This window comes from Bradyrhizobium sp. USDA 223, assembly GCF_044909005.1.
Classification (GTDB): Bacteria; Pseudomonadota; Alphaproteobacteria; order Rhizobiales; family Xanthobacteraceae; genus Bradyrhizobium; species Bradyrhizobium yuanmingense.
Map to the genome: position 1 here is coordinate 7,183,667 of NZ_JBIYDR010000001.1, position 19,009 is coordinate 7,202,675.

Genomic DNA, 19,009 nt, shown 5'->3' on the forward strand with positions numbered 1-19,009 from the left:
GGGCTTATTTCTTGTCGGCTGCGGGAGCGGCGGGAGCTGCTGGAGCGGCGACTGCGCTGCCGGCCCTCGCCTCCTTTTTGCATTCGCGACGGAATTTCTTGCGCTCCTTCCCCTTCAATCCCTTGGCGTCCGCCTGCCTGGAGCATTCCAGCGATTCCGCCGATCGCTCCTTCGTTGCCTTCTTTTCGTCGACGGTGGCGGCAGTGTCGGTCTTGGCGGCCGGCGCGGCGGTCTGTGCGAAAGCGGTGCCGGTGACGAGCAGGGAGGCGAGAGCAACGGCGGCGAGGCGGGACGTGAAGGTCATGTGGTGCACTCTGCTTGCGAGAATTGCGAAGGGCTGGAACGTTGGCTCGCGTTGCTGAACGCGACATGAATGAGTTGAGCGGCAGGATCACTATATTTTGCCGGCGCAACTCATCGCATCCTTGTCGCAAGCGGCCGGCACGCTAGGATAGCAATCCTCAATTCACTTCCGTCGGGGAAGATCAAGCAGGAGACCCAGGGATGACCATTCAGACGAAATTGTTGTATGCGATCGCAGCGTCTGGTGTCGCGGCATTGCTGACGAGCGCGCCGGCACAGGCACTGACCGCGCAGGAGTGCAGCGCGAAGTACCAGGCCGCCAAGAAGGACGGCTCGCTCGGCACCATGAAGTGGAATGACTTCCGCAAGGCCCAATGCGGTGCCGATGCGACGCCCGCCGCTGCGCCGACAGCGGCAGCGCCCACAGCTCCCGCGGAGCCGAAGCAGGCGAAGAAGGAGGAGGCACCAGCCGCGGCGCCAGCCCTGCCGGCCGGACCCGCAGTCTACCCGAACGCGATCGATCCGAAATATGCCAAGGAGACTCCCGGCAAGGCGCGGTTGCACACCTGCGTCGACCAGTACAATGCCAACAAGTCCACCAACGGCAACGGCGGCTTGAAATGGATTCAGAAAGGCGGCGGCTATTACAGCGAATGCACCAAGAAGCTGAAGGGCGCCGCCTGAGCTTCGCATTGCTGCGAAGGCCGGAGCGACGCTCCGGCCGATTCGCCTGAAGTGTCGCGCATGATCTTTTCGGAAAGCCGCTGCACACCTTGCGCTTACGCGGCCCTTGGGGGTCGGATCATGCTCAGTCGAGCAGCTTCTCGGCAGATTTCGCCACGAGTTGCGACCGCTTGCGCGGACCGCTCTCGACGAACAACAGGCTCTGGCCGAAGATGAAGCAGTAGAACAGGAAGGCCTGCGCGTCGGCCTCTTCGGTCGCAAGGCCGGTCGCCCGGTAGAGGTCGCCGACGTGCCTGAGCCGCGCCGCGTCGACACTTGCCACTGCGGCCGCGGCGTTCTCATCCGAGCGGGCCCATTGCCGGATCGCGAGCTCGATCGCCATCCCTTCCGGATTGAGCCGCTCGGAATAGAGCTGGATCACTGCCCTCAGCCGCTCGCGGGGCGTTTGCCCGTCGAGGCTTGTCTGCTGCGCGATCGCGGCGATGCGGCCCTTGCGCCAGGCTTCGAGCATGGCCTCGAGCAGCGCGGCGCGGTCGGCGAAGCGCCGGTAGAAGCCGCCCTTGGTGACGCCGAGATTCTTGGCGAGCACCTCGACCCGCACGCCCTCCACCCCCGCGCGGGCGAGCTCGGCAAATCCAGCCTCGACCCAGACGTCGCCCTTGCCGTCGCTCATGGAGGAAGCCTCACCCGATCTTGATACGGTGCCGTATTGTTAATGCGCAACGGGTTTGATACGCTACCGTATCAACGACCAAGAATGAAAGCGCGGAGGAAATGCTATGGAGCAGGAGGCGACCTATCGCGGCACGGTCTATCCGTGGCAATGCGACCATGTCGGGCACATGAACATCATGTGGTATGTCGGCAAGTTCGACGAGGCCAATTGGAATCTGTTCGCTCGCCTCGGCCTGACGCCGAGTTACTTGCGGTCCTCCGGCCGCGGCATGGCCGCGGTGCAGCAAAACATCGCCTACAAGCGCGAGCTGCTCGCCGGCGACATCGTCGAGATCCGCAGCCATCTGCTTGAGATCAGGGACAAGTCGATCCGCTTCCGGCACGACATGACGAATGCCGAGACCGGCGAGCTCGCCGCGACGTGCGAGATCACCGGCGTGCACATGGACCGCCAGCTCCGCAAGTCCGCCCCGTTCGCCGATTGCATTCGCGAAGCTGCCATGAAGCATCTTGCCGAACCAGCCGAGGTGTGAGCCATGACCGCATTCGAGCCGAAAAACCCGGGCTATCGCGCGGCGGCCATCGCCATGTTCGATGCCCAACCGGCCATGCGCACGCTCGGCATCGTGATCGTTCGCCTCGCGCCGGGCGAGGTCGAGCTCGCGATGCTGCATGCGCCGGCCTTCACGCAGCAGAACGGTTTCATCCATGCCGGCATCATCACCGCCGGGCTCGACAACGCCTGCGGCGTTGCGGCCTTCAGCTTGATGCCGCCGGAGGCCGGTATCCTCACCGTCGAATTCAAGACCACGCTGCTCGCGCCCGCCCGCGGCGAGCGTTTCGTCTTCAAGGCCGAAGTGGTCAAGCCCGGCCGCACGCTGACCTTCTGCGAGGCAAAGGCCTACGCCGAGCATGACGGCAAGACCACGCTGATCGCTACGATGACCGGGACATTGATGGCGATGCTGCCGGCGGCTTAGTTGAGCCGGGCGCGATTCGCGTGGCAATCGCTCCCGCAGCATTCTATATGAGTCGTAACAATGGCCGGTCCGCGGGCGTATATCCGCAAGATGGGACCGGAACGGGACGATATGACTGGATTTGGGAACAATGCGCCGAGCCGGCGCGCAGCCTTGACGCTGATCGGAGCGGGTGTGCTCGCGGCTGGCGGGATCGTTTCGGCGCGCGCCGCCACCGGCGATGACGAAGTGCTGACCGAAGCCAAGGTGCTGCGCGATCCCGACACGCCGGTCGCAGGCAATCCCGACGGCAACATCACCATCGTCGAATGGTCCGACTACAATTGTCCCTATTGCCGCAAGCTCGAGCCCGAGCTGCGCCAGGTGGTCCAGGACGACGGCAAGGTGCGGCTGGTCATGAAGGACTGGCCGATCCTCGGGCCGGTTTCAGTCACCGCGGCGCGGAGCGCGCTGGGGGCCAAGTTCCAGGGCAAGTATCACCAGGCCCATGACGCCCTGATCGGCGTCAGCTCGCGCCTGACCGAGCCGCGCATCAACGAGCTGCTCGCGGCTGCCGGGGTCGACATGGACCACTTGAAGCGCGATCTCACCGGCCACGCCAAGGACATCGACGCCATCCTCAAGCGCAACAACGAGCAGGCTGAAGCTTTCGGCTTCCAGGGCACCCCGTCCTTCATCGTCGGCAAGTATCGCGTGCCCGGCGCGCTCAGCATGACCGAGTTCGAGCAGGTCATCGCCGACGCCCGCAAGGCCAAGATGAACTGAGCCGGCGATATTCAGGACGCAATACAAAGGCGCCGTCGCGGGTCTGCGACGGCGCCTCGTTCATGTCGATCGGACGAAATTACTTCGACGAGATCCGGACCCAGTCCTTGTGCGCGCGATCGCGCAGCGCATCCCAATCGGCCTTGGCGACGTCCCAGTTCACGATGGTGCGGTTGGTGGTCGCGACCTCGCCCTTGGCGACTGACGACGTCTGCATGGAATCATAGACGTAGACGCCGCCCGCAAGCAGCAACGCGCCCAGGATCATTCCGAAAAAAGTCTGCATGGCGAACCTCCGGTGACGGGCGATAACGTCGGCCCGGAGTGATGGTTCCGCGACCATGCGGCGCATTCAAGGAGAGGTTGTTCATTTTCCATTCAGCCACTCCATCAGCTCCGCATTGATCTCGCGCGGATAGGTGTGGCTGAGGTCGTCGATCTCGCGATAGGTGATTTGGGCACCGGCGGCGGACAGCGCCGCCTGCGTCTGCCGTGCGGTCTGCACCGGAAACATCCAGTCGAGCTTGCCGTGAGTGATGAAGATAGGCAGGCCTTGCAGGCGCATCGCGTCGGCCATTTCCGCCATCAGCGGATGGAAGGTCGCTGCAACAGGGGCGAGATGCGTGAAGGGCGAGGCGCTGTCGAGGCCGGTGACGTAGCAGAAGGTGCCGCCGTCGCTCATGCCTGTCAGCAGCATGCGCGCGGGGTCGATGCGCCAGCGGCCGCGCACAGTATCGATGATGCGCATGAGGTTCGGTGTGTCGGTGTCGTCGCCCATCAGCGCCCAGGTCGGGCCGGTCGCGGTCGGCGCCACCAGGATCGCCCCAAGAGTGCGGGCGTCGCGGAGCCAGCTCCACAGAAAGCCGCGTCCGTTGCCGCTGCCGCCATGCAGCGCCATCACCAGCGGCATGGCACGCTCGGGCGCGTAATATTCGGGGACGTAGACCGAGAAGCCGCCGCGGCTGCCGGGCTCGTTGTGGTCGTGGAAGATGCCGGTATCTTCGCTCGCGCTGGCTTGGAGCCGCGATAACAAATCCGCATTGTCGCGATTGGCGGCGTTGAGGAAGAAGCCGCTCACCGGCGGAAATTGCGCTGCCAGCGGATAGAGCGCCTCCTGCGCGCGCGGGACATGGCGCAAGGCGCGGAATACCGCGACGAGATCGCCATGGCCACGCTCGACCTCACGAATGCCCGCAAAGGCAGCGAGCGTCTCGCCGCAGGCGCGATCGAGCCGGTCGCGCAGCCCGGCGAACCGCTCCGGCCAATCCCCGATTGCTGCGTGCGCCGTCTGCAGCGCCTCGTCCGGCGTGCCGATCGCATCCATCACCGAGGCGAAGGCCGGTGGATGCAGATGTCGCTGGAAGAAGCCGAGTGCTTCCAGCGCGTTGAGCAGAGGTGGCAGCACGGCCACGACGTCGTCGATCACGGCCTCGCTCATTATAGCCTCTCCACGGCTTGCGCCGCGGCGACCGCAGCGCGGTGCGCTATTTCTTCGCGGCCTTCTCCTGCGTCTTAAATCCCAGGTATGTCGAATTGACAATGCCCATCAGGAGCAGCAGATTCGTATCGAATTCCACGAAGATGAAGTTGGCGACGACGTTCCAGATAAAGATCACGGCGAGGATAGCGGTCCAGCCAATCATCTGAATCCTGTGCAATTTGGGTCCGTCTTCATCCGATAGCAGGTCGCTCCAGAATCTTTTCGATTTCACCCTTATCGGATTCTTGAGGTCGTCCCTATCCAGGATGACGGCAGCGATGCCAGTCACGCTGTTGATGCCGAGAAGCACGAGAATTGCTTCGGTGATGACGTTCCGGTAGATTCCCAGCGTGAGCCAGAGGAAGATGAAGCCCGCAGTCGAGAGCCACAGCCACAACGCCATCTGAGTGCGGCCGAGGCTGAACGTGCCTGCGGGGTCGTCCCTCGTTGGACTGGCCATGCATTCCTTTAGCTCGTCTTCAGCTTTCGTCTTGGCTTTCTGCAGATCAGCGTTCGTGGGGTCCGCGGCGGCCGCATCGCGTGCGGTCCTGGCATTTTGCTCCGCCAAATCGATATTTGTAAGCGAGTGATCGCGCAGGACGCTCGACTTGGCTGCAAAGATGGCGAAACCGGTCAACAGCAAGGCCATTGATAGCGCGCCCAGACCAACAATGTACGGCCAATACACCCGGAGTTCGATCGAGGATCTGGCTTCCGCCTCTGGCGTGCTGCTTTGCGATCTCGATACTCCGATCTTGAGCGGCATCGAACCCGAATTAGTCTTGTTCGCCAGCAAGCCGCGCCAGAATTTGGCGTCGTCCGACGCTGCATCAGGGGTCTGCCCGAACTCGAAAACGAGTGTTTGCGGTGCAGGTATAGCCGGCACCTTGAGCGACATCGGCGTGCGGCGTCCGTTCAGAAACAGCGTCACATCGACGACAGGAGGTGGCTGGTTCTGAGCGGCTTTGGCAACAGACAGGGCGACGTTGGCGACATCGAGCTTCTTCTCGGTTTCGGTCTTCGTCTTGGCATCGAGGGGGGTGTCAAGTTGTGTTTGTAGGTCCTTTACTTTCGTCTCGTTGTCTTCGACATCCTTCTTCAGCTTCTTTTCGCCAGCCTCGGACGCGACGCCGGCAACGACGACACAAAGGCGACCACCGAGCCTGATGGTACGGGGCAAGACGTCTACAATACGGAATTTCCCATTCGCGTCGTCAGCGGCGGATTTTGCGTTCGCAATAGAGCCAGGGTCGAGAGCGGCCTTCAATCCATCTCCGCAACCGGCATCGGCGACATTATTCGGCGCCTTTTGATTCGCTGGAGCGCCCGTGAGGAAAGGCCACTCGAACGCCGTACCAAGCATGCACATCACCAGCGCAACAATTCCCGCTAGCGTCAAAACGGCAGCGAGCGTCCTCGGAGGCACGCGGGGCATGGCAATTACCTTGAACAAAAAATGAGAGTAAAAATCACCAAGTTGTAGCTTGCAATGAGACAACCCAAAATTGCAAGCGATTATTCGCCGCAGCCTCCGGCGGAATATCCGGAGCTTGGTGTTGCGCTTGAGGGGTCTTGGCGACTCCCGCTCAGTGCAGCTTCGGCGCCTTCAGGAGCTTGAAGCGATCGGTCGACGTCACGGTGACGTCGAAGGTGACGCCTTCATGATGAACGGTGAGCGGCACGTCGACGCCGGCGGCGCCGAGCGCCCACATTTTCTTGTAGAAGGCGGTCTGGCTCGTCACCCTGTCACCGTTCACGGCGAGAATGACGTCGCCGGTCTTGAGCTCGGCGCGGGCGGCCGGGCCATTGGCGGAGATCCCGATCACCACCACGCGGTTGTCGATCTCGGTCGAGTAGAGTCCGAGCCAGGGTCGTGCCGGCTTGTTGACACGGCCGAACTTGCGCAAGTCCTCCAGGACCGGCTTCAAGAGGTCGATCGGCACGATCATGTTGACGTGCTCGGCCTCGCCGTCACGTTCGCGATCGAGTTGGAGCGAGCCGATGCCGATCAGCTCGCCGCGTTCGTTGAGCAGCGCCGTACCGCCCCAGTTCGGATGTGCGGGAGCGGTGAAGATGGCCTCGTCCAGCAGATATTCCCAGTAACCGGCGAATTCCTGCTTGGCCACGACCTGGCTCGCGACCGAGCGCGTGCGTCCGCCGGCGCCGCCGACCACGACGCGGTCGCCGATCCGTGTCGCCGCCGACGAGCCGAGCGGCAGCGGCGCAATGTCGAGCTGGCCGAGCGCCTGCACCAGCCCGAACCCGGTCTCGGAATCGAAGCCGAGCGCATGGCCCTCCACCACGCGTCCGTCGGCGCGGTGCAGCCAGACCGACTCTGCCTCGGTGATGAGATAACCTATCGTGAGCACCAGGCCGTCATCGATCACGACGCCGTTGCCGGCGCGTTCGGTGCCCAGTGTCTCGGCACTGAAGGCGTCCGGAGGGATGATGGCGTGCAGGCCGACGACGGAGCCGAGTGCGCGGTCGAGATCGAAACCATAGTCGCTCGCCCGCGGCTGGTTCGCCGGCGGCACTCTCCATTCGGTCACAGTGCTCATGGAGTTCTCCTGGCTGAGAGCATCGCTCCGGCAAGACTGGCGGAACAACGCGCGAAGCACGCCTAATTTAGGCCGGAGCAGGCCGTCTTGAAAGCCTCGTTCCCAACTATTCGGGAGAACGCCGCGTGAAATCTTGGAAAGGCCTGGAAACGCATCGTCATCTGATCCGGCGCATGGCTGCTGTCCGGCGCGGTGCTAGGCGCCGTGCAGTGAAGCTGCTAACCATTGCCGCCTCGTTTGACCAAGGGATCACGGACGACAAGCATGGACAACCGCAGCGACATTTGGCGTGGCATCGACACGATCAAGGCACGCTTCATCGACCTCAGCGACAGGGTCTGGGGCATGCCTGAGGTCTGCTACACCGAGGCGCGGTCCGCCGCCGAGCATCTCGCCGAGCTGCGTCATCAGGGATTCCGCATCACCGAGAGCGTCGCCGGCATCCCGACTGCGCTGATCGGCGAGTGGGGCGAGGGCGGTCCGGTCATTGCCTTCATGGGCGAGTACGATGCGCTGCCGGGCCTCAGCCAGGAGGCGGGTGTCGCCGAGCATCGCCCGATCGAAAACGGCGGCCATGGCCATGGCTGCGGTCACAACCTGCTCGGTTCCGCAGCGCTGCTCGCCGCGACCGCGGTGAAGGACTGGCTGGCCGAGAGCAAGGTGCCCGGCCGGGTGCGCTATTACGGCTGTCCGGCGGAGGAAGGCGGCGCGGCCAAGGCCTTCATGGTGCGCTCCGGCGCGTTCGAGGACGCCGACATCGCCATCACCTGGCACCCGCACAGCTTCTGGGAAGTGGCGGTGACGCCCTCGCTTGCGAATACGCGCGCGGATTTCATCTTCACCGGCCGCACTTCGCATGCGGCGGCCTCGCCGCATCTCGGCCGTTCGGCGCTCGATGCGGTGGAATTGATGAATGTCGGCGTGAACTACATGCGCGAGCACATGCCGAGCGACGCGCGCGTGCACTATGCCCTGCTCGACACCGGCGGCATCGCGCCGAACGTAGTGCAAGCCCATGCCCGCGTGCGCTATTCGATCCGCGCGCGCGATCTTCCCGGCATGAACGAGTTGGTCGAGCGTGTGTCCAAGATCGCGCAAGGCGCGGCGTTGATGACCGAGACCAAGGTCGAGATGAAGATCATCTCCGCGGTCTCCAACATCCTGCCGAACACGCCGCTGGAGCAGGCGCTGCATCAGGTCATGGAAGAGCTCGGACCGCCGCATTTCGACGATGCGGACAAGAGCTTTGCCAGCCAGATCCGTGCGACCTTGAGCGATAAGGATATCGCCTCGGTCTATTACGCGATCGGCATGGAGCCGACCGATCGGCCGCTGGCCGACTTCCTGGTGCCGCTCGATGCCAAGCGCAATCCGCTGGTCGGCTCGACCGATGTCGGCGACGTGAGCTGGGTGGTGCCGACCGTGCAGGTGCATGCACCGACGGTTGCAATCGGCACGCCCTTCCACACTTGGCAGGTGGTGGCGCAGGGCAAGAGCCCGCACGCGCACAAGGCCATGGTGCAAGCAGCCAAGGCGATGGCAGGTCTCGGCATCAAGGCGTTGACGGAACCGGAGCTGATCAAGGTTGCCAAGGCGGATCTCCAGAAGCGGACGGCCCGGACTCCTTACGTCTGTCCGTTGCCGGATCACGTCGCGCCGCCGCTCGACATGTCCGTGGCGTAGGAATTCGCCTCGATACTTCGTCTGATCCAGCGAACAAATTTTCCGCAGTGCAGCGCGCAATCCAGCAGATTTTGATGCTGGATTGCCGAACGGATGGGCTGCGGAGCGCAATTTTGCCCAACGGACAGCCAATAGACCGTTTGCATACACACGGTCCCAGTTGACGTGCACCCCATTCGGTGTGCCATCTACCGCCAGCCAAACCGGCGGTCGCGAGCGGCCGCCTGCATCCATGTCGGAACCAGACGGGGGACAACCATGCTGGACAAAGAGCTGCGTTCGATGATCGGTCAGGTGAAGGACGGGCGGATGGACCGCCGCGCCTTCGTCAAGCGCCTCGCCGCGGTCGGTCTCACCGCTCCCCTCGCCAACCAGCTCCTCGCGCTCGGCGGCGTTGCCATGGCGCAGAGCCCCGCGGTCTACAAGCCGACCAAGCGCGGGGGCGGCGGCCCTCTCAAGGTGCTGTGGTGGCAGGGGCCGACGCTTCTCAATCCGCATTTCGCCACCGGCACCAAGGACCAGGACGGATCGCGGCTTTTCTACGAACCGCTCGCCAGCTGGGACGCCGACGGCAATCTCAACCCCATCCTCGCTGCAGAGATTCCTTCGCTTGCAAACGGCGGTCTCGCGGCCGATGCCAAATCAGTGGTCTGGAAAATCAAGCCGGGAGTCAAATGGCACGATGGCAAGCCGCTGACTGCCGACGACTTCGTGTTCACCTGGCAGTACGCCAGCGATCCCGCCACGGCTGCCGTCAGCATCAGCACCTATGGTGAAATCACGGTCGAGAAGGTCAGCGATCTTTCGATTCGCATCCTGTTCAAGACCCCGACGCCGTTCTGGGCCAACGCGTTCGTCGGCGCTTATGGATGCGTTCTCCCCAAGCATCTGTTTGCCGACTACAAAGGCTCGAAGTCCCGCGAGGCGCCGAACAATCTGGCCCCGGTGGGCACCGGTCCCTACAAGTTCGTCGAGTTCAAGCCGGGCGATGTGGTCCGCGGCGAGCTCAATCCAGACTATCACATGCCCAACCGTCCGCATTTCGACACGATCGAGATGAAGGGCGGCGGCGATGCCGTCTCGGCGGCGCGCGCGGTGATCCAGACCGGCGAATTCGATTTCGCCTGGAACATGCAGGTCGAAGACGACGTGCTGCTGCGTCTGGAGAAGGGCGGCAAGGGCAAGACCGTCTATGCCACCGGCGGCGACATCGAGTTCATCGCGATCAATTTCACCGATCCGAATGTCGAGATCGACGGCGAACGCTCCTCGATGAAGACCAAGCACCCGATCTTCTCCGATCCGAACGTGCGCAAGGCGCTCGCCCTACTCGTCGACCGCGACTCCGTCAAGAAGGCGATCTATGGTCGGGCCGGCCGCACCACGGCCAACTACCTCAACGGCCCCGAGAAGTTCGTCTCCAAGAACACCTCGTGGGAGTTCAACATCGAGAAGGCGTCGAAGATGCTCGATGACGCCGGCTGGAAGGTCGGCGCCGACGGCATCCGCGAGAAGGACGGCAAGAAATTCAAGCTTCTGTATCAGACCTCGACCAACGGTCCGCGCCAGAAGACCCAGGCCATCGTCAAGCAGGCCTGCCAGAAGGCCGGCATCGACGTGGAGCTGAAATCGGTCGTCGCCTCGGTCTTCTTCTCGTCTGACGTCGCCAACCCGGACACCTATCCGAAGTTCTATGCCGACATCGAGGAGTTCCAGATCCCGATGACGCAGCCCGATCCGGCCCTGCACATGCGGCGCTACATCTCCGCCAATGTGGCCACCAAGGAGAACAAATGGCAGGGGCAGAACTTCCCGCGCTACGTCAACAAGGAGTATGATGACGCCATTGCTGCGGCTGAGACCGAGACCGATCCAGTCAAGCGCGCCGCGCTCTACATCAAGTGCAACGACCTGTTGTGGCAGGACACCGTGTTCATTCCGGTGATGCATCGCCTGCTGGTGGATGCCTGCTCCAACACGTTGCGGCCGGCGCTCTCGGGCTGGGCCAATCGGACCGATAACCTCCAGGACTGGTACCGGGAGGCATGAGCGCAGGCTAGACGGGATTCTTCCCTATGAGTCAGTATGTCCTGCGTCGCCTCCTGATTGCCGTTCCGAGCCTGCTGGCGATTTCGCTGGTGCTGTTCGTCGTGCTTGCACTCGCGCCCGGCGATCCGTTCTCCGAACTGGCCACCAATCCGAACGTGCCGCCCGAAGTTCAGGCGGCACTCCGGGCCAAGTTCGGTCTCGACGATCCGATCTACCTCCGCTACCTGCACTGGCTCAACGCCATGCTGCACGGCGACTGGGGCTTCTCCTTCGTCAGCCGGATGAACGTCGACACGCTGATCCTCCAGCGCCTGCCCGCCACGCTCTACGTGATCGGCTCGGCGCAGATCCTGGCGCTGCTGATCGCGATCCCGGTCGGCGTCTATGCCGCGACCAGGCCGTATTCGCTGTTCGACCAGATCGCGAATACGCTCGCCTTCGTCGGCTTCTCGCTGCCGACCTTCTTCACCGGCATCCTGTTCATTCTGATCTTCTCGGTCACGCTGGACTGGCTGCCTTTCGTCTACACCACCGACATCAAGGCCACCGGCATCCGCTGGGTGCTGGAGATGATCCGTCAGGCGATCATGCCGGTGGCGGTGCTCGGCCTGTTCCAGGCGGCATCGATGACGCGCTTCGTGCGCTCGGCGATGCTCGACGTCATCCGGCTCGATTACGTCACCACGGCGCGGGCCAAGGGCCTCGGCCAGACCACGGTGATCATCAAGCACGTGATGCGCAACGCCATGATCCCCGTGGTCACGCTGATCGCGTTGCAGATGCCCGCGGTGTTCGGCGGCGCCATCGTCACCGAGCAGATCTTCCGCATTCCCGGCATCGGCTCGCTGCTGATCTCCTCCATCCTTTCCAACGACACGCCGGTGGTGATGGCCGTCACCTTCGTCTTCGCGTGCCTCGTGGTGCTGTTCAATCTCATCGCGGACGTGCTTTATGGCTGGCTTGACCCTCGCATCTCCCTCCGCTGAGCGGCGCGCCTATTCGCCCTGGCGCGAAGCATGGCGGCGTTACAGCCGCCACCGGCTCGCGGTGGTCAGCGCTGTCCTGCTCCTCATCCTGGTGCTCGCCGTCGTGCTTGGGCCGTTCGTGTGGCGTGTGAAGATCAACGAGATCGACATCGTCGCGGGCCTGCAGGGTCCGTCGCTCGCCCATCCCTTCGGCACCGACGATCTCGGCCAGGACATTCTGGCGCGCATGATCTATGGCGGCCGCATCTCGCTCGCGGTCGGGCTCGCCGCGATGCTGGTCGCTGTCATCATCGGCACAGTGATCGGCGCGCTCGCCGGTATGTCGCGCGGCGCGCTCGGACACGGATTGATGTGGCTCACCGACCTGTTCCTGTCACTGCCGCAGCTGCCGCTGCTGCTGCTGCTGATCTATCTGTTCCGCGACGGGCTGAAGCAGGTGTTCGGGCCCGAAGGCGGCATCTTCATCTTGATCGTGCTCGTGATCGGAGGTCTGCGCTGGATGCCGGTGGCGCGGCTGGTGCGTGCCCAGTTCTTGTCGCTCCGCGAAAAGGAGTTCGTCGAAGCCGCCCGTGCGCTCGGTGCCAGTCCGGTGCGGCAGGTGGTGCGGCACATCCTGCCCAATGCGGTCGGCCCGGTGATCATCGCCGGCACCATCGACGTCGCCGCCGCGATCATCGCGGAATCGACGCTGTCCTTCCTCGGCCTCGGCTTCCCGCCGGATACCCCGACCTGGGGCCGGCTGCTGTTTGACGCCAAGGATTTTCTCGACATCGGCCCGCACTGGGCGTTGTTTCCGGGCGGCGCGATCTTCGTTGCGGTGGTGGCCATCAACTTCATCGGCGACGGTCTGCGCGACGCGCTCGATGCGCGACGGGTGATCTGATGGCGCCGCTGCTCGAGATCAAGGGCCTGAAAACCCACTTCTCCACGGACGACGGCATCCTCCAGGCCGTCGACGGTGTCGACATCTCCATCAACAAGGGCGAGACGCTCTGCGTCGTCGGCGAATCCGGCTGCGGCAAGACCGTGACCGCGATGTCGATCCTGAAGCTGATCGCGATGCCGCCGGGCCGGATCGCGGCGGGCCAGATCATCTTCGAGGGGCGCGATCTGGTGCCGCTGACCAGCAACCAGCTCGACGAGATCAGGGCGAAGGAGATCGGCTTCATCTTCCAGGAGCCGATGACCTCGCTCAATCCGGTGCTCACCATCGGCGAGCAGATCGCAGAGAGCCTGCGGCGGCACGAAGCGGTGACCAGGAAGCAGGCGCTCGAGCGCACCATCGAGATGCTGAAACTGGTGCAGATCCCGAACGCCGAAGGCCGCGTGCACAATTATCCGCATCAGTTTTCCGGCGGCATGCGCCAGCGCGTGATGATCGCGATGGCGCTCGCCTGCAAGCCGAAGCTGATCATCGCCGACGAGCCCACCACCGCGCTCGACGTCACCATCCAGGCGCAGATCCTCGACCTATTGCAGGACATGAAGGACCGCTTCGGCATGGCGGTGATGCTGATCACCCATGCCATGGGCGTCGTCGCCGAGACAGCGCAGCGCGTCGTCGTGATGTATGCCGGCAAGGTGGTGGAGGAGGCGCCCGTCGACGATCTCTTCGGCGATCCCCGTCATCCCTATACGCAAGGCCTGATCCGCTCGATCCCGCGCATCGATCTCGACAGCGAGCACAAGACGCGGCTCGAGGCGATCGGCGGCTCTGTGCCGATCCTGATCAACCCGCCGGTCGGCTGCCGCTTCGCGCCGCGCTGCAAGTTCGCCATGAATGTCTGCACCGAGAAGGAGCCGCTGCTGCGCGAGATCGCGCCCGGTCACCGCATGGCCTGTCATCTCGGAGATACCAGCGTGGGAGCCGCGTCATGAGCGAGCCCTTGCTCCGCGTCAGCGGCTTGAAGAAACATTTCCCGGTGCTCGGCGGCCTCTTGTCGCGCCAGGTCGGCACGGTCTACGCGGTCGACGGCGTGTCGTTCTCGGTCAACCGCGGCGAGACGCTCGGCCTGGTCGGCGAATCCGGTTGCGGCAAGTCGACGACCGGGCGCTGCGTGCTGCGCCTGATCGAGCCGACTGACGGCGAGGTCACCTTCGACGGCCAGGACGTGCGCAAGCTCGGCGGCAACGATCTGCGCGCGATGCGGCGGAACATGCAGCTGGTGTTCCAGGATCCGTTCGCCTCGCTCAATCCGCGCATGACGGTCGGGGCCATTCTCGGCGAAGCCTTTACCATCCACAATCTCGCCTCCTCCTCGAAAGAGCGCGAGGAGCGCGTTGCGGGGCTTCTGGTCAAGGTCGGGCTCAAGGCCGAGCACATGCGACGCTATCCGCATGAATTCTCCGGCGGCCAGCGCCAGCGCATCGTGATCGCGCGCGCGCTCGCGGTCGAGCCGAAGCTGATCGTCTGCGACGAGCCGGTCTCCGCGCTCGACGTGTCGATCCAGGCCCAGGTCATCAACCTGCTGGAGGACCTTCAGGCCGAGCTGAACCTGACCTATCTGTTCGTCGCGCACGACCTCTCGGTGGTCGAACACATCTCCGACCGCGTCGCGGTGATGTATCTCGGCCGCATCGTCGAGCTCGCGAAAGCCAGCGACCTCTACCGCAACCCGCAGCATCCCTACACCAGGGCGCTGCTGTCGGCGGTGCCGGTGCCAGATCCAAAACTCAAGCGCGAGCGCATCCGCCTCAAGGGCGACGTGCCGAGCCCGATGAAGCCGCCCTCCGGCTGTCACTTCCACACCCGCTGCCCGATCGCCCAGCCACGCTGCGCGGAAAGCGCGCCGCCGCTGAAGGAGGGCGCGGGCGGCCATTTCGTGGCGTGCCATCTGGCGTAGTGCTATGAATCCGTAGACGGCCGATCAGCTCACGCGCTTTTCGCGGGCCATGCTATCACCTGGCCCGACATCACCAGCCGGTCTCGGCCGCTCTCCTTGGCGACGTAGAGCGCCCGGTCGGCGGCGGCAACCAGCGTGCTAGACTCCATCGCGGTCTGGGACGGAAGAGCCGCGGCGCCGCCGATGCTCGCAGTCACCAGCCGCGAAGGCGGATTTTGCGCGTGCAGCATGGCGAGATCGAGCAGCGCCTGGCGAATCGCTTCGCCGACCTCGGCGCAGCCTTCAGGACCGGTGTTCGGCAGCAGCACGGCGAATTCCTCGCCGCCATAGCGCGCCGCGAGGTCGGCCGGACGCCTGGCCTGGGCGGATAAAATCCGGGCCAGCGCGCGCAGGCAGGCGTCGCCCGCCAGATGCCCATAGAGGTCGTTGAATTTCTTGAAATGATCGACATCGATCAGTAGTAGCGAGAGCTGAGTTCCGTCGCGCCGAGCCCGCGCCCATTCGTCGGCAAGGTGGTCGTCGAAGGCGCGACGGTTGGCGAGGCCGGTGAGACCGTCAGTGGTTGCCAGCGAGGCGAGCCTGTCCTGAAGATCCTTCTGCTCGGTCATGTCGCGCACGACCGCGACGACGCCGTCGATCACGCCGCTGTCGGACGCCACGGTCACGTGCAGCGCGGCCTCGGCCCAGATCTCGCCTTTGTCGCGATGACGCTGCCGATAGACGAACCGCGCTTCCTCCGCCTCGCCATTCTTCAGCGCGGCGATGGCCTGCTCAACTCGTTCCATGTCGTCGGCGTGAATGCCGGCCAGGGCCGAGGTGCCCATCAGTTCTTCGGCCGACCAGCCGGTGATGCGCGCGCAGGAGGGAGAGACGTAGAGCAACCGGTTATCCAGCCCGATGCGGGTCACCATGTCGCTGGATTGCTCGGCCAGCAGGCGGAAATTGGCTTCCTTGGCGACCAGGGCCTGTGCCGTGCGCTGCCGCTGCATCAGCTGACGGACGAGATAGTAGCCGATCACCGCGATCAAGAGGACGAGTCCGAGGACGAAGCTCATGCGTGCTGCCGCCGCGCGCCGCCAGGGGGCGAGCACGTCATCCTGCGACTTGCTCGCCAGCACCATCAGCGGATAGCGGCTGCTGCGCTGGTAATAGCTCAGCCGCTCCACGCCATCGAGCGGCGATTTGAAATAATAGACCGCCGCGGCGGGGCGGCTCTTCCAACTCCTGAACAAGGGCGCATCGGACAGGTCGCGTCCGACGAAGGCACCGGTCTCGTCGCCGCTGCGCGCCAGCATGATGCCGTTGTCGTTTAGCAGAGATGCCGAACCGTTCGGTCCGATATCGAACCGCTCGTAGAACTTGACGAAATAGCTGACGTCGATCGTGAGCAGGGCAACGCCGGCGAAGCCGCCGTCGGAATCGTTGATCCGGCGGGAAGCCGTGATGATCCACTGGCCGCCGGAGCGGCTCTTGACGGGCCGCCCGATCAGCGTGCCCCTCTCCGGAGAATCGCGATGGCGTTGGAAATATTCGCGGTCGCTGTTGTTGAGCTTGGAGAAGTCGAGCCGCTCCGTCGTGGCCAGCCAGCGGCCGGTCGCATCATAGATGAAGATGCCGCGGATGCGCTCCGATGATTTGCGGGTCGGCAGATAGGCCTGGAGTTTCGTAATCGTGTCCGCACCCGTCCCGTCGATTTCGAGCCGGTGGACCAGCCCGACAAGTATCGTATCGGCAAGCTCGAACGTGTCGTCCGCATGCTGAATCAGCGAATGAGCAACGTTGGCGACGTCGATCTCGGCGTTCCTCAGATCGGCGTTGCGCGCCTCCCATTCGCGCCAGGCGCTCAGGCCAAGGATGGCAACGCAAATCAGCACGACGAATCCGGCCGCCCAGAGCGGAAGACGCGTCTTGCCGAGTTCGCGGCTCGTGACCATCAGGCGTGCTCCAAATCGGAGCAAACCTCTCACTTTCGCCTTAACGGCCTGTTGCAATATCCGCGATGATTGTGCGGGGTCCGTACTCGACCGGGGAACCGTCGATATCTTGGTTCATTCGCGTCAGCGGACGTTAACCACGCTCCAGGGCCTCATCCTTCCAACGTGAAGCCGACGCGCAGCGTCACCTGAAAATGACGCACGGCGCCGTTCTCGACATGGCCGCGCGTTTGCACGACCTCGAACCATCTTATTTCGCGAACGGTCTTGGAGGCGCGGCTGATAGCGTTCTTGATCGCATCCTCGATCGAGGTCTCGGATGATCCGACGAGGTCCAGGATCTTGTAGACGTGATCGTGCTCGGCTGTGGGCATGGCCTTCCCTCATTTGGTATATTGCCATCCGAAACATGCGTATGGCGGAACGTGCGCAGGCGAGCGTGCCTGGCCCACGGTCTGAACGGTCGTGGAAGCTTCGGGTTCCGTGCTCCGCGATGGCCCGCATGCACCAGGCGAGGTGGAGCGGCCGGCGCCGGCCTGCTAAGCGCTGGGTATGGACACGGCGCGACGCGACAGGACGATCGGCTCTCTCTGCCTGTGCGTAACGGCGTTCGGCTGGGCGTTGAACTGGCCGCTGATGAAGCTGCTGCTGCAGCAATGGCCGCCTTTGTTCGCGCGCGGCCTTGCGGGTGTTTGGGCCTCGCTCATTCTCGGCACCCTGGTGCTGATCCGGAAGGAATCCTTCGCCGTCCCGCGCGAGGCGGTGCCGCGCCTCTTGTTTGCGACCTTCACCAACGTCTTGGCCTGGATGGGTCTCGGCACGGTCGCGATGAAATATGTGAGCGTGAGCGAGGGCGCGCTGCTCGCCTACACAATGCCGATCTGGGCGATGCTGTTCGCCTGGCCGGTGCTGCACACGCGGCCGGCGCGACGGGATGTTCTCGGGCTTGTCCTCGGCATCGCCGGCGTCACGCTGCTCCTGAGCGGCAACGGTCTTGCGTTCAGCACCGACAAGCTGGTCGGCATTGCGCTCGCACTGCTCTGCGCCATCCTGTTCGCGCTCGGTAACGTGCTGAACCGCAAGCCGCTTCCGATGCCGCCGCTGGTCGTCGTCGCCTGGCAGGTCGGGCTCGGCTGCGCCACGATGCTGGTCCTCGGCGTGCTGTTCGAGCGCCCCGACGTCACCGCCATCACTCCGCTGGGGCTCGGCTGCTTCGTCTACATGACGCTGGTGCCGATGGGCCTCTGCTACGTCACCTGGTTCGAGACGCTGCGCCGTCTGCCGCCGACCACGGCTTCGACCGGCATGCTGATCGTGCCCGTGATCGGCGTCGTCTCCGCGGCGATCATTCTCGGCGAGCCGCTCGGCTATCGCGAATGGACGGCGATGGCGCTCACGCTCGGCGGCGTGACGCTGGCGTTGCAGCGGGGGTAGCAGAGCGCGCTGGTTCGCCCCTACGGATCCAGCTCCGTATCCCAGTACAGATAGTCCAGCCAGCTGTCGTGCAGATAGTTCGGCGGAAACAGCCGGCCGTTGCGGTGGAGTTGGTGCACGGTCGGTGCGAACGCCGTCTGGCGCGGAAACATTTTGGACTGCGCCGGGGTGAGGTTGCCCTTCCGCAAATTACACGGCGAGCACGCCGCGACCACGTTCTCCCAGGTGGTCTGGCCGCCTTTGCTGCGCGGGATGATGTGATCGAAGGTGAGGTCTTCGGGCGAGCCGCAATATTGGCAGGCGAAACGATCGCGCAGGAAGACGTTGAAGCGGGTGAATGCTGGGTGGGTGGTCGGCTTGACGAAGGATTTGAGTGAAACGACGCTGGGCAGCTGCATTTCCAGCGTGGGACTTCGAACCGCCTGATCGTAATGTGCGACGATGTTGACGCGGTCGAGGAACACCGCCTTGATCGCGTCTTGCCACGACCACAACGACAGTGGGTAGTAACTCAGCGGCCGGAAGTCCGCATTCAGCACCAACACCGGCCAACTGCCTTGCGAGACATGTGCGTTCAAGTAACGCTCCCGGCCTCCAATATACGCTGCGAAGCAGCATGTAGTGACATACTACAT

At 63.9% G+C, this 19,009-nt stretch carries 20 protein-coding genes; 11 read left to right on the forward strand and 9 right to left on the reverse strand.

Going from position 1 to position 19,009, the window contains the following annotated elements; all coding sequences use genetic code 11:
* Window positions 1–4: 4 nt before the first annotated feature.
* Window positions 5–304 carry a PsiF family protein gene (locus ABIA40_RS33445; RefSeq protein WP_271546164.1) on the reverse strand — a complete coding sequence of 100 codons (300 nt, stop codon included), beginning with the start codon at window positions 302–304 and terminating at the stop codon, window positions 5–7.
* A 200-nt stretch (window positions 305–504) separates the two neighbouring features.
* Here ABIA40_RS33445 and ABIA40_RS33450 point away from each other — a divergent pair, with 200 nt between their 5' ends.
* A complete protein-coding gene (locus ABIA40_RS33450; protein WP_271546162.1) occupies window positions 505–987 on the forward strand; it encodes a hypothetical protein in 483 nt (160 codons plus the stop codon).
* A gap of 124 nt (window positions 988–1,111) precedes the next feature.
* Here ABIA40_RS33450 and ABIA40_RS33455 read toward each other — a convergent pair whose 3' ends face one another.
* Window positions 1,112–1,660 (reverse strand): TetR/AcrR family transcriptional regulator, encoded by a 549-nt coding sequence (locus ABIA40_RS33455; RefSeq protein ID WP_157286803.1) that lies wholly within the window; start codon window positions 1,658–1,660, stop codon window positions 1,112–1,114.
* Between the two features lie 106 nt (window positions 1,661–1,766).
* Here ABIA40_RS33455 and ABIA40_RS33460 point away from each other — a divergent pair, with 106 nt between their 5' ends.
* From ABIA40_RS33460 to ABIA40_RS33470, 3 genes are all read left to right on the forward strand, one after another.
* Entirely contained in the window at window positions 1,767–2,195 is a 429-nt protein-coding gene (locus tag ABIA40_RS33460; RefSeq protein ID WP_271546160.1) for a thioesterase family protein, read from the forward strand.
* 3 nt (window positions 2,196–2,198) lie between these two features.
* Window positions 2,199–2,642: a PaaI family thioesterase gene (locus ABIA40_RS33465; RefSeq protein ID WP_271546158.1), complete on the forward strand. Its 444-nt coding sequence runs from the start codon at window positions 2,199–2,201 to the stop codon at window positions 2,640–2,642.
* 111 nt (window positions 2,643–2,753) lie between these two features.
* Window positions 2,754–3,407: a DsbA family protein gene (locus ABIA40_RS33470; protein WP_271546156.1), complete on the forward strand. Its 654-nt coding sequence runs from the start codon at window positions 2,754–2,756 to the stop codon at window positions 3,405–3,407.
* Window positions 3,408–3,486: 79 nt separating this feature from the next.
* Here ABIA40_RS33470 and ABIA40_RS33475 read toward each other — a convergent pair whose 3' ends face one another.
* The 4 genes from ABIA40_RS33475 to ABIA40_RS33490 all read right to left on the reverse strand — a co-directional run bounded on the left by ABIA40_RS33475 (window position 3,487) and on the right by ABIA40_RS33490 (window position 7,445).
* Entirely contained in the window at window positions 3,487–3,693 is a 207-nt protein-coding gene (locus ABIA40_RS33475) for a hypothetical protein (protein WP_128265907.1), read from the reverse strand.
* Between the two features lie 81 nt (window positions 3,694–3,774).
* A complete protein-coding gene (locus tag ABIA40_RS33480) occupies window positions 3,775–4,845 on the reverse strand; it encodes a phospholipase (protein WP_271546154.1) in 1,071 nt (356 codons plus the stop codon).
* A gap of 46 nt (window positions 4,846–4,891) precedes the next feature.
* A complete protein-coding gene (locus ABIA40_RS33485; RefSeq protein ID WP_271546152.1) occupies window positions 4,892–6,322 on the reverse strand; it encodes a hypothetical protein in 1,431 nt (476 codons plus the stop codon).
* A gap of 151 nt (window positions 6,323–6,473) precedes the next feature.
* Window positions 6,474–7,445 carry a S1C family serine protease gene (locus ABIA40_RS33490; protein WP_157286809.1) on the reverse strand — a complete coding sequence of 324 codons (972 nt, stop codon included), beginning with the start codon at window positions 7,443–7,445 and terminating at the stop codon, window positions 6,474–6,476.
* A 264-nt stretch (window positions 7,446–7,709) separates the two neighbouring features.
* On the opposite strand from ABIA40_RS33490, the gene ABIA40_RS33495 reads away from it, so the two are divergent.
* From ABIA40_RS33495 to ABIA40_RS33520, 6 genes are all read left to right on the forward strand, one after another.
* Complete coding sequence (locus ABIA40_RS33495; RefSeq protein WP_271546150.1) at window positions 7,710–9,128, forward strand: M20 family metallopeptidase; 1,419 nt, start codon at window positions 7,710–7,712, stop codon at window positions 9,126–9,128.
* Window positions 9,129–9,386: 258 nt separating this feature from the next.
* On the forward strand, window positions 9,387–11,177 hold the full coding sequence (locus ABIA40_RS33500; RefSeq protein WP_271546149.1) for a peptide ABC transporter substrate-binding protein: 1,791 nt from the start codon (window positions 9,387–9,389) through the stop codon (window positions 11,175–11,177).
* Between the two features lie 26 nt (window positions 11,178–11,203).
* Complete coding sequence (locus ABIA40_RS33505; RefSeq protein ID WP_025033623.1) at window positions 11,204–12,163, forward strand: ABC transporter permease; 960 nt, start codon at window positions 11,204–11,206, stop codon at window positions 12,161–12,163.
* On the forward strand, window positions 12,129–13,046 hold the full coding sequence (locus ABIA40_RS33510; protein WP_035996800.1) for an ABC transporter permease: 918 nt from the start codon (window positions 12,129–12,131) through the stop codon (window positions 13,044–13,046). The genes ABIA40_RS33505 and ABIA40_RS33510 overlap by 35 nt, the downstream gene beginning before the upstream one ends.
* Window positions 13,046–14,041 (forward strand): ABC transporter ATP-binding protein, encoded by a 996-nt coding sequence (locus tag ABIA40_RS33515; protein WP_036040321.1) that lies wholly within the window; start codon window positions 13,046–13,048, stop codon window positions 14,039–14,041. Before ABIA40_RS33510 ends, ABIA40_RS33515 begins: the two co-directional genes overlap by 1 nt.
* On the forward strand, window positions 14,038–15,006 hold the full coding sequence (locus ABIA40_RS33520) for an ABC transporter ATP-binding protein (protein WP_035996776.1): 969 nt from the start codon (window positions 14,038–14,040) through the stop codon (window positions 15,004–15,006). Before ABIA40_RS33515 ends, ABIA40_RS33520 begins: the two co-directional genes overlap by 4 nt.
* A 29-nt stretch (window positions 15,007–15,035) precedes the next feature.
* Here the strand turns inward: ABIA40_RS33520 and ABIA40_RS33525 are convergent, their stop codons facing one another.
* Both ABIA40_RS33525 and ABIA40_RS33530 read right to left on the reverse strand, forming a co-directional pair.
* On the reverse strand, window positions 15,036–16,940 hold the full coding sequence (locus ABIA40_RS33525; RefSeq protein ID WP_404545509.1) for a diguanylate cyclase domain-containing protein: 1,905 nt from the start codon (window positions 16,938–16,940) through the stop codon (window positions 15,036–15,038).
* A gap of 152 nt (window positions 16,941–17,092) precedes the next feature.
* Window positions 17,093–17,314, reverse strand: coding sequence for a dodecin (locus ABIA40_RS33530; RefSeq protein ID WP_036020706.1), 222 nt, complete (start codon window positions 17,312–17,314; stop codon window positions 17,093–17,095).
* A 178-nt stretch (window positions 17,315–17,492) separates the two neighbouring features.
* Between ABIA40_RS33530 and ABIA40_RS33535 the strand changes: the two genes are divergently transcribed.
* Window positions 17,493–18,374, forward strand: a complete 882-nt coding sequence (locus ABIA40_RS33535) for a DMT family transporter (RefSeq protein WP_404545511.1) — start codon at window positions 17,493–17,495, stop codon at window positions 18,372–18,374.
* Window positions 18,375–18,394: 20 nt separating this feature from the next.
* Here the strand turns inward: ABIA40_RS33535 and ABIA40_RS33540 are convergent, their stop codons facing one another.
* On the reverse strand, window positions 18,395–18,952 hold the full coding sequence (locus ABIA40_RS33540) for an HNH endonuclease (RefSeq protein ID WP_057028390.1): 558 nt from the start codon (window positions 18,950–18,952) through the stop codon (window positions 18,395–18,397).
* Window positions 18,953–19,009 lie beyond the last annotated feature (57 nt).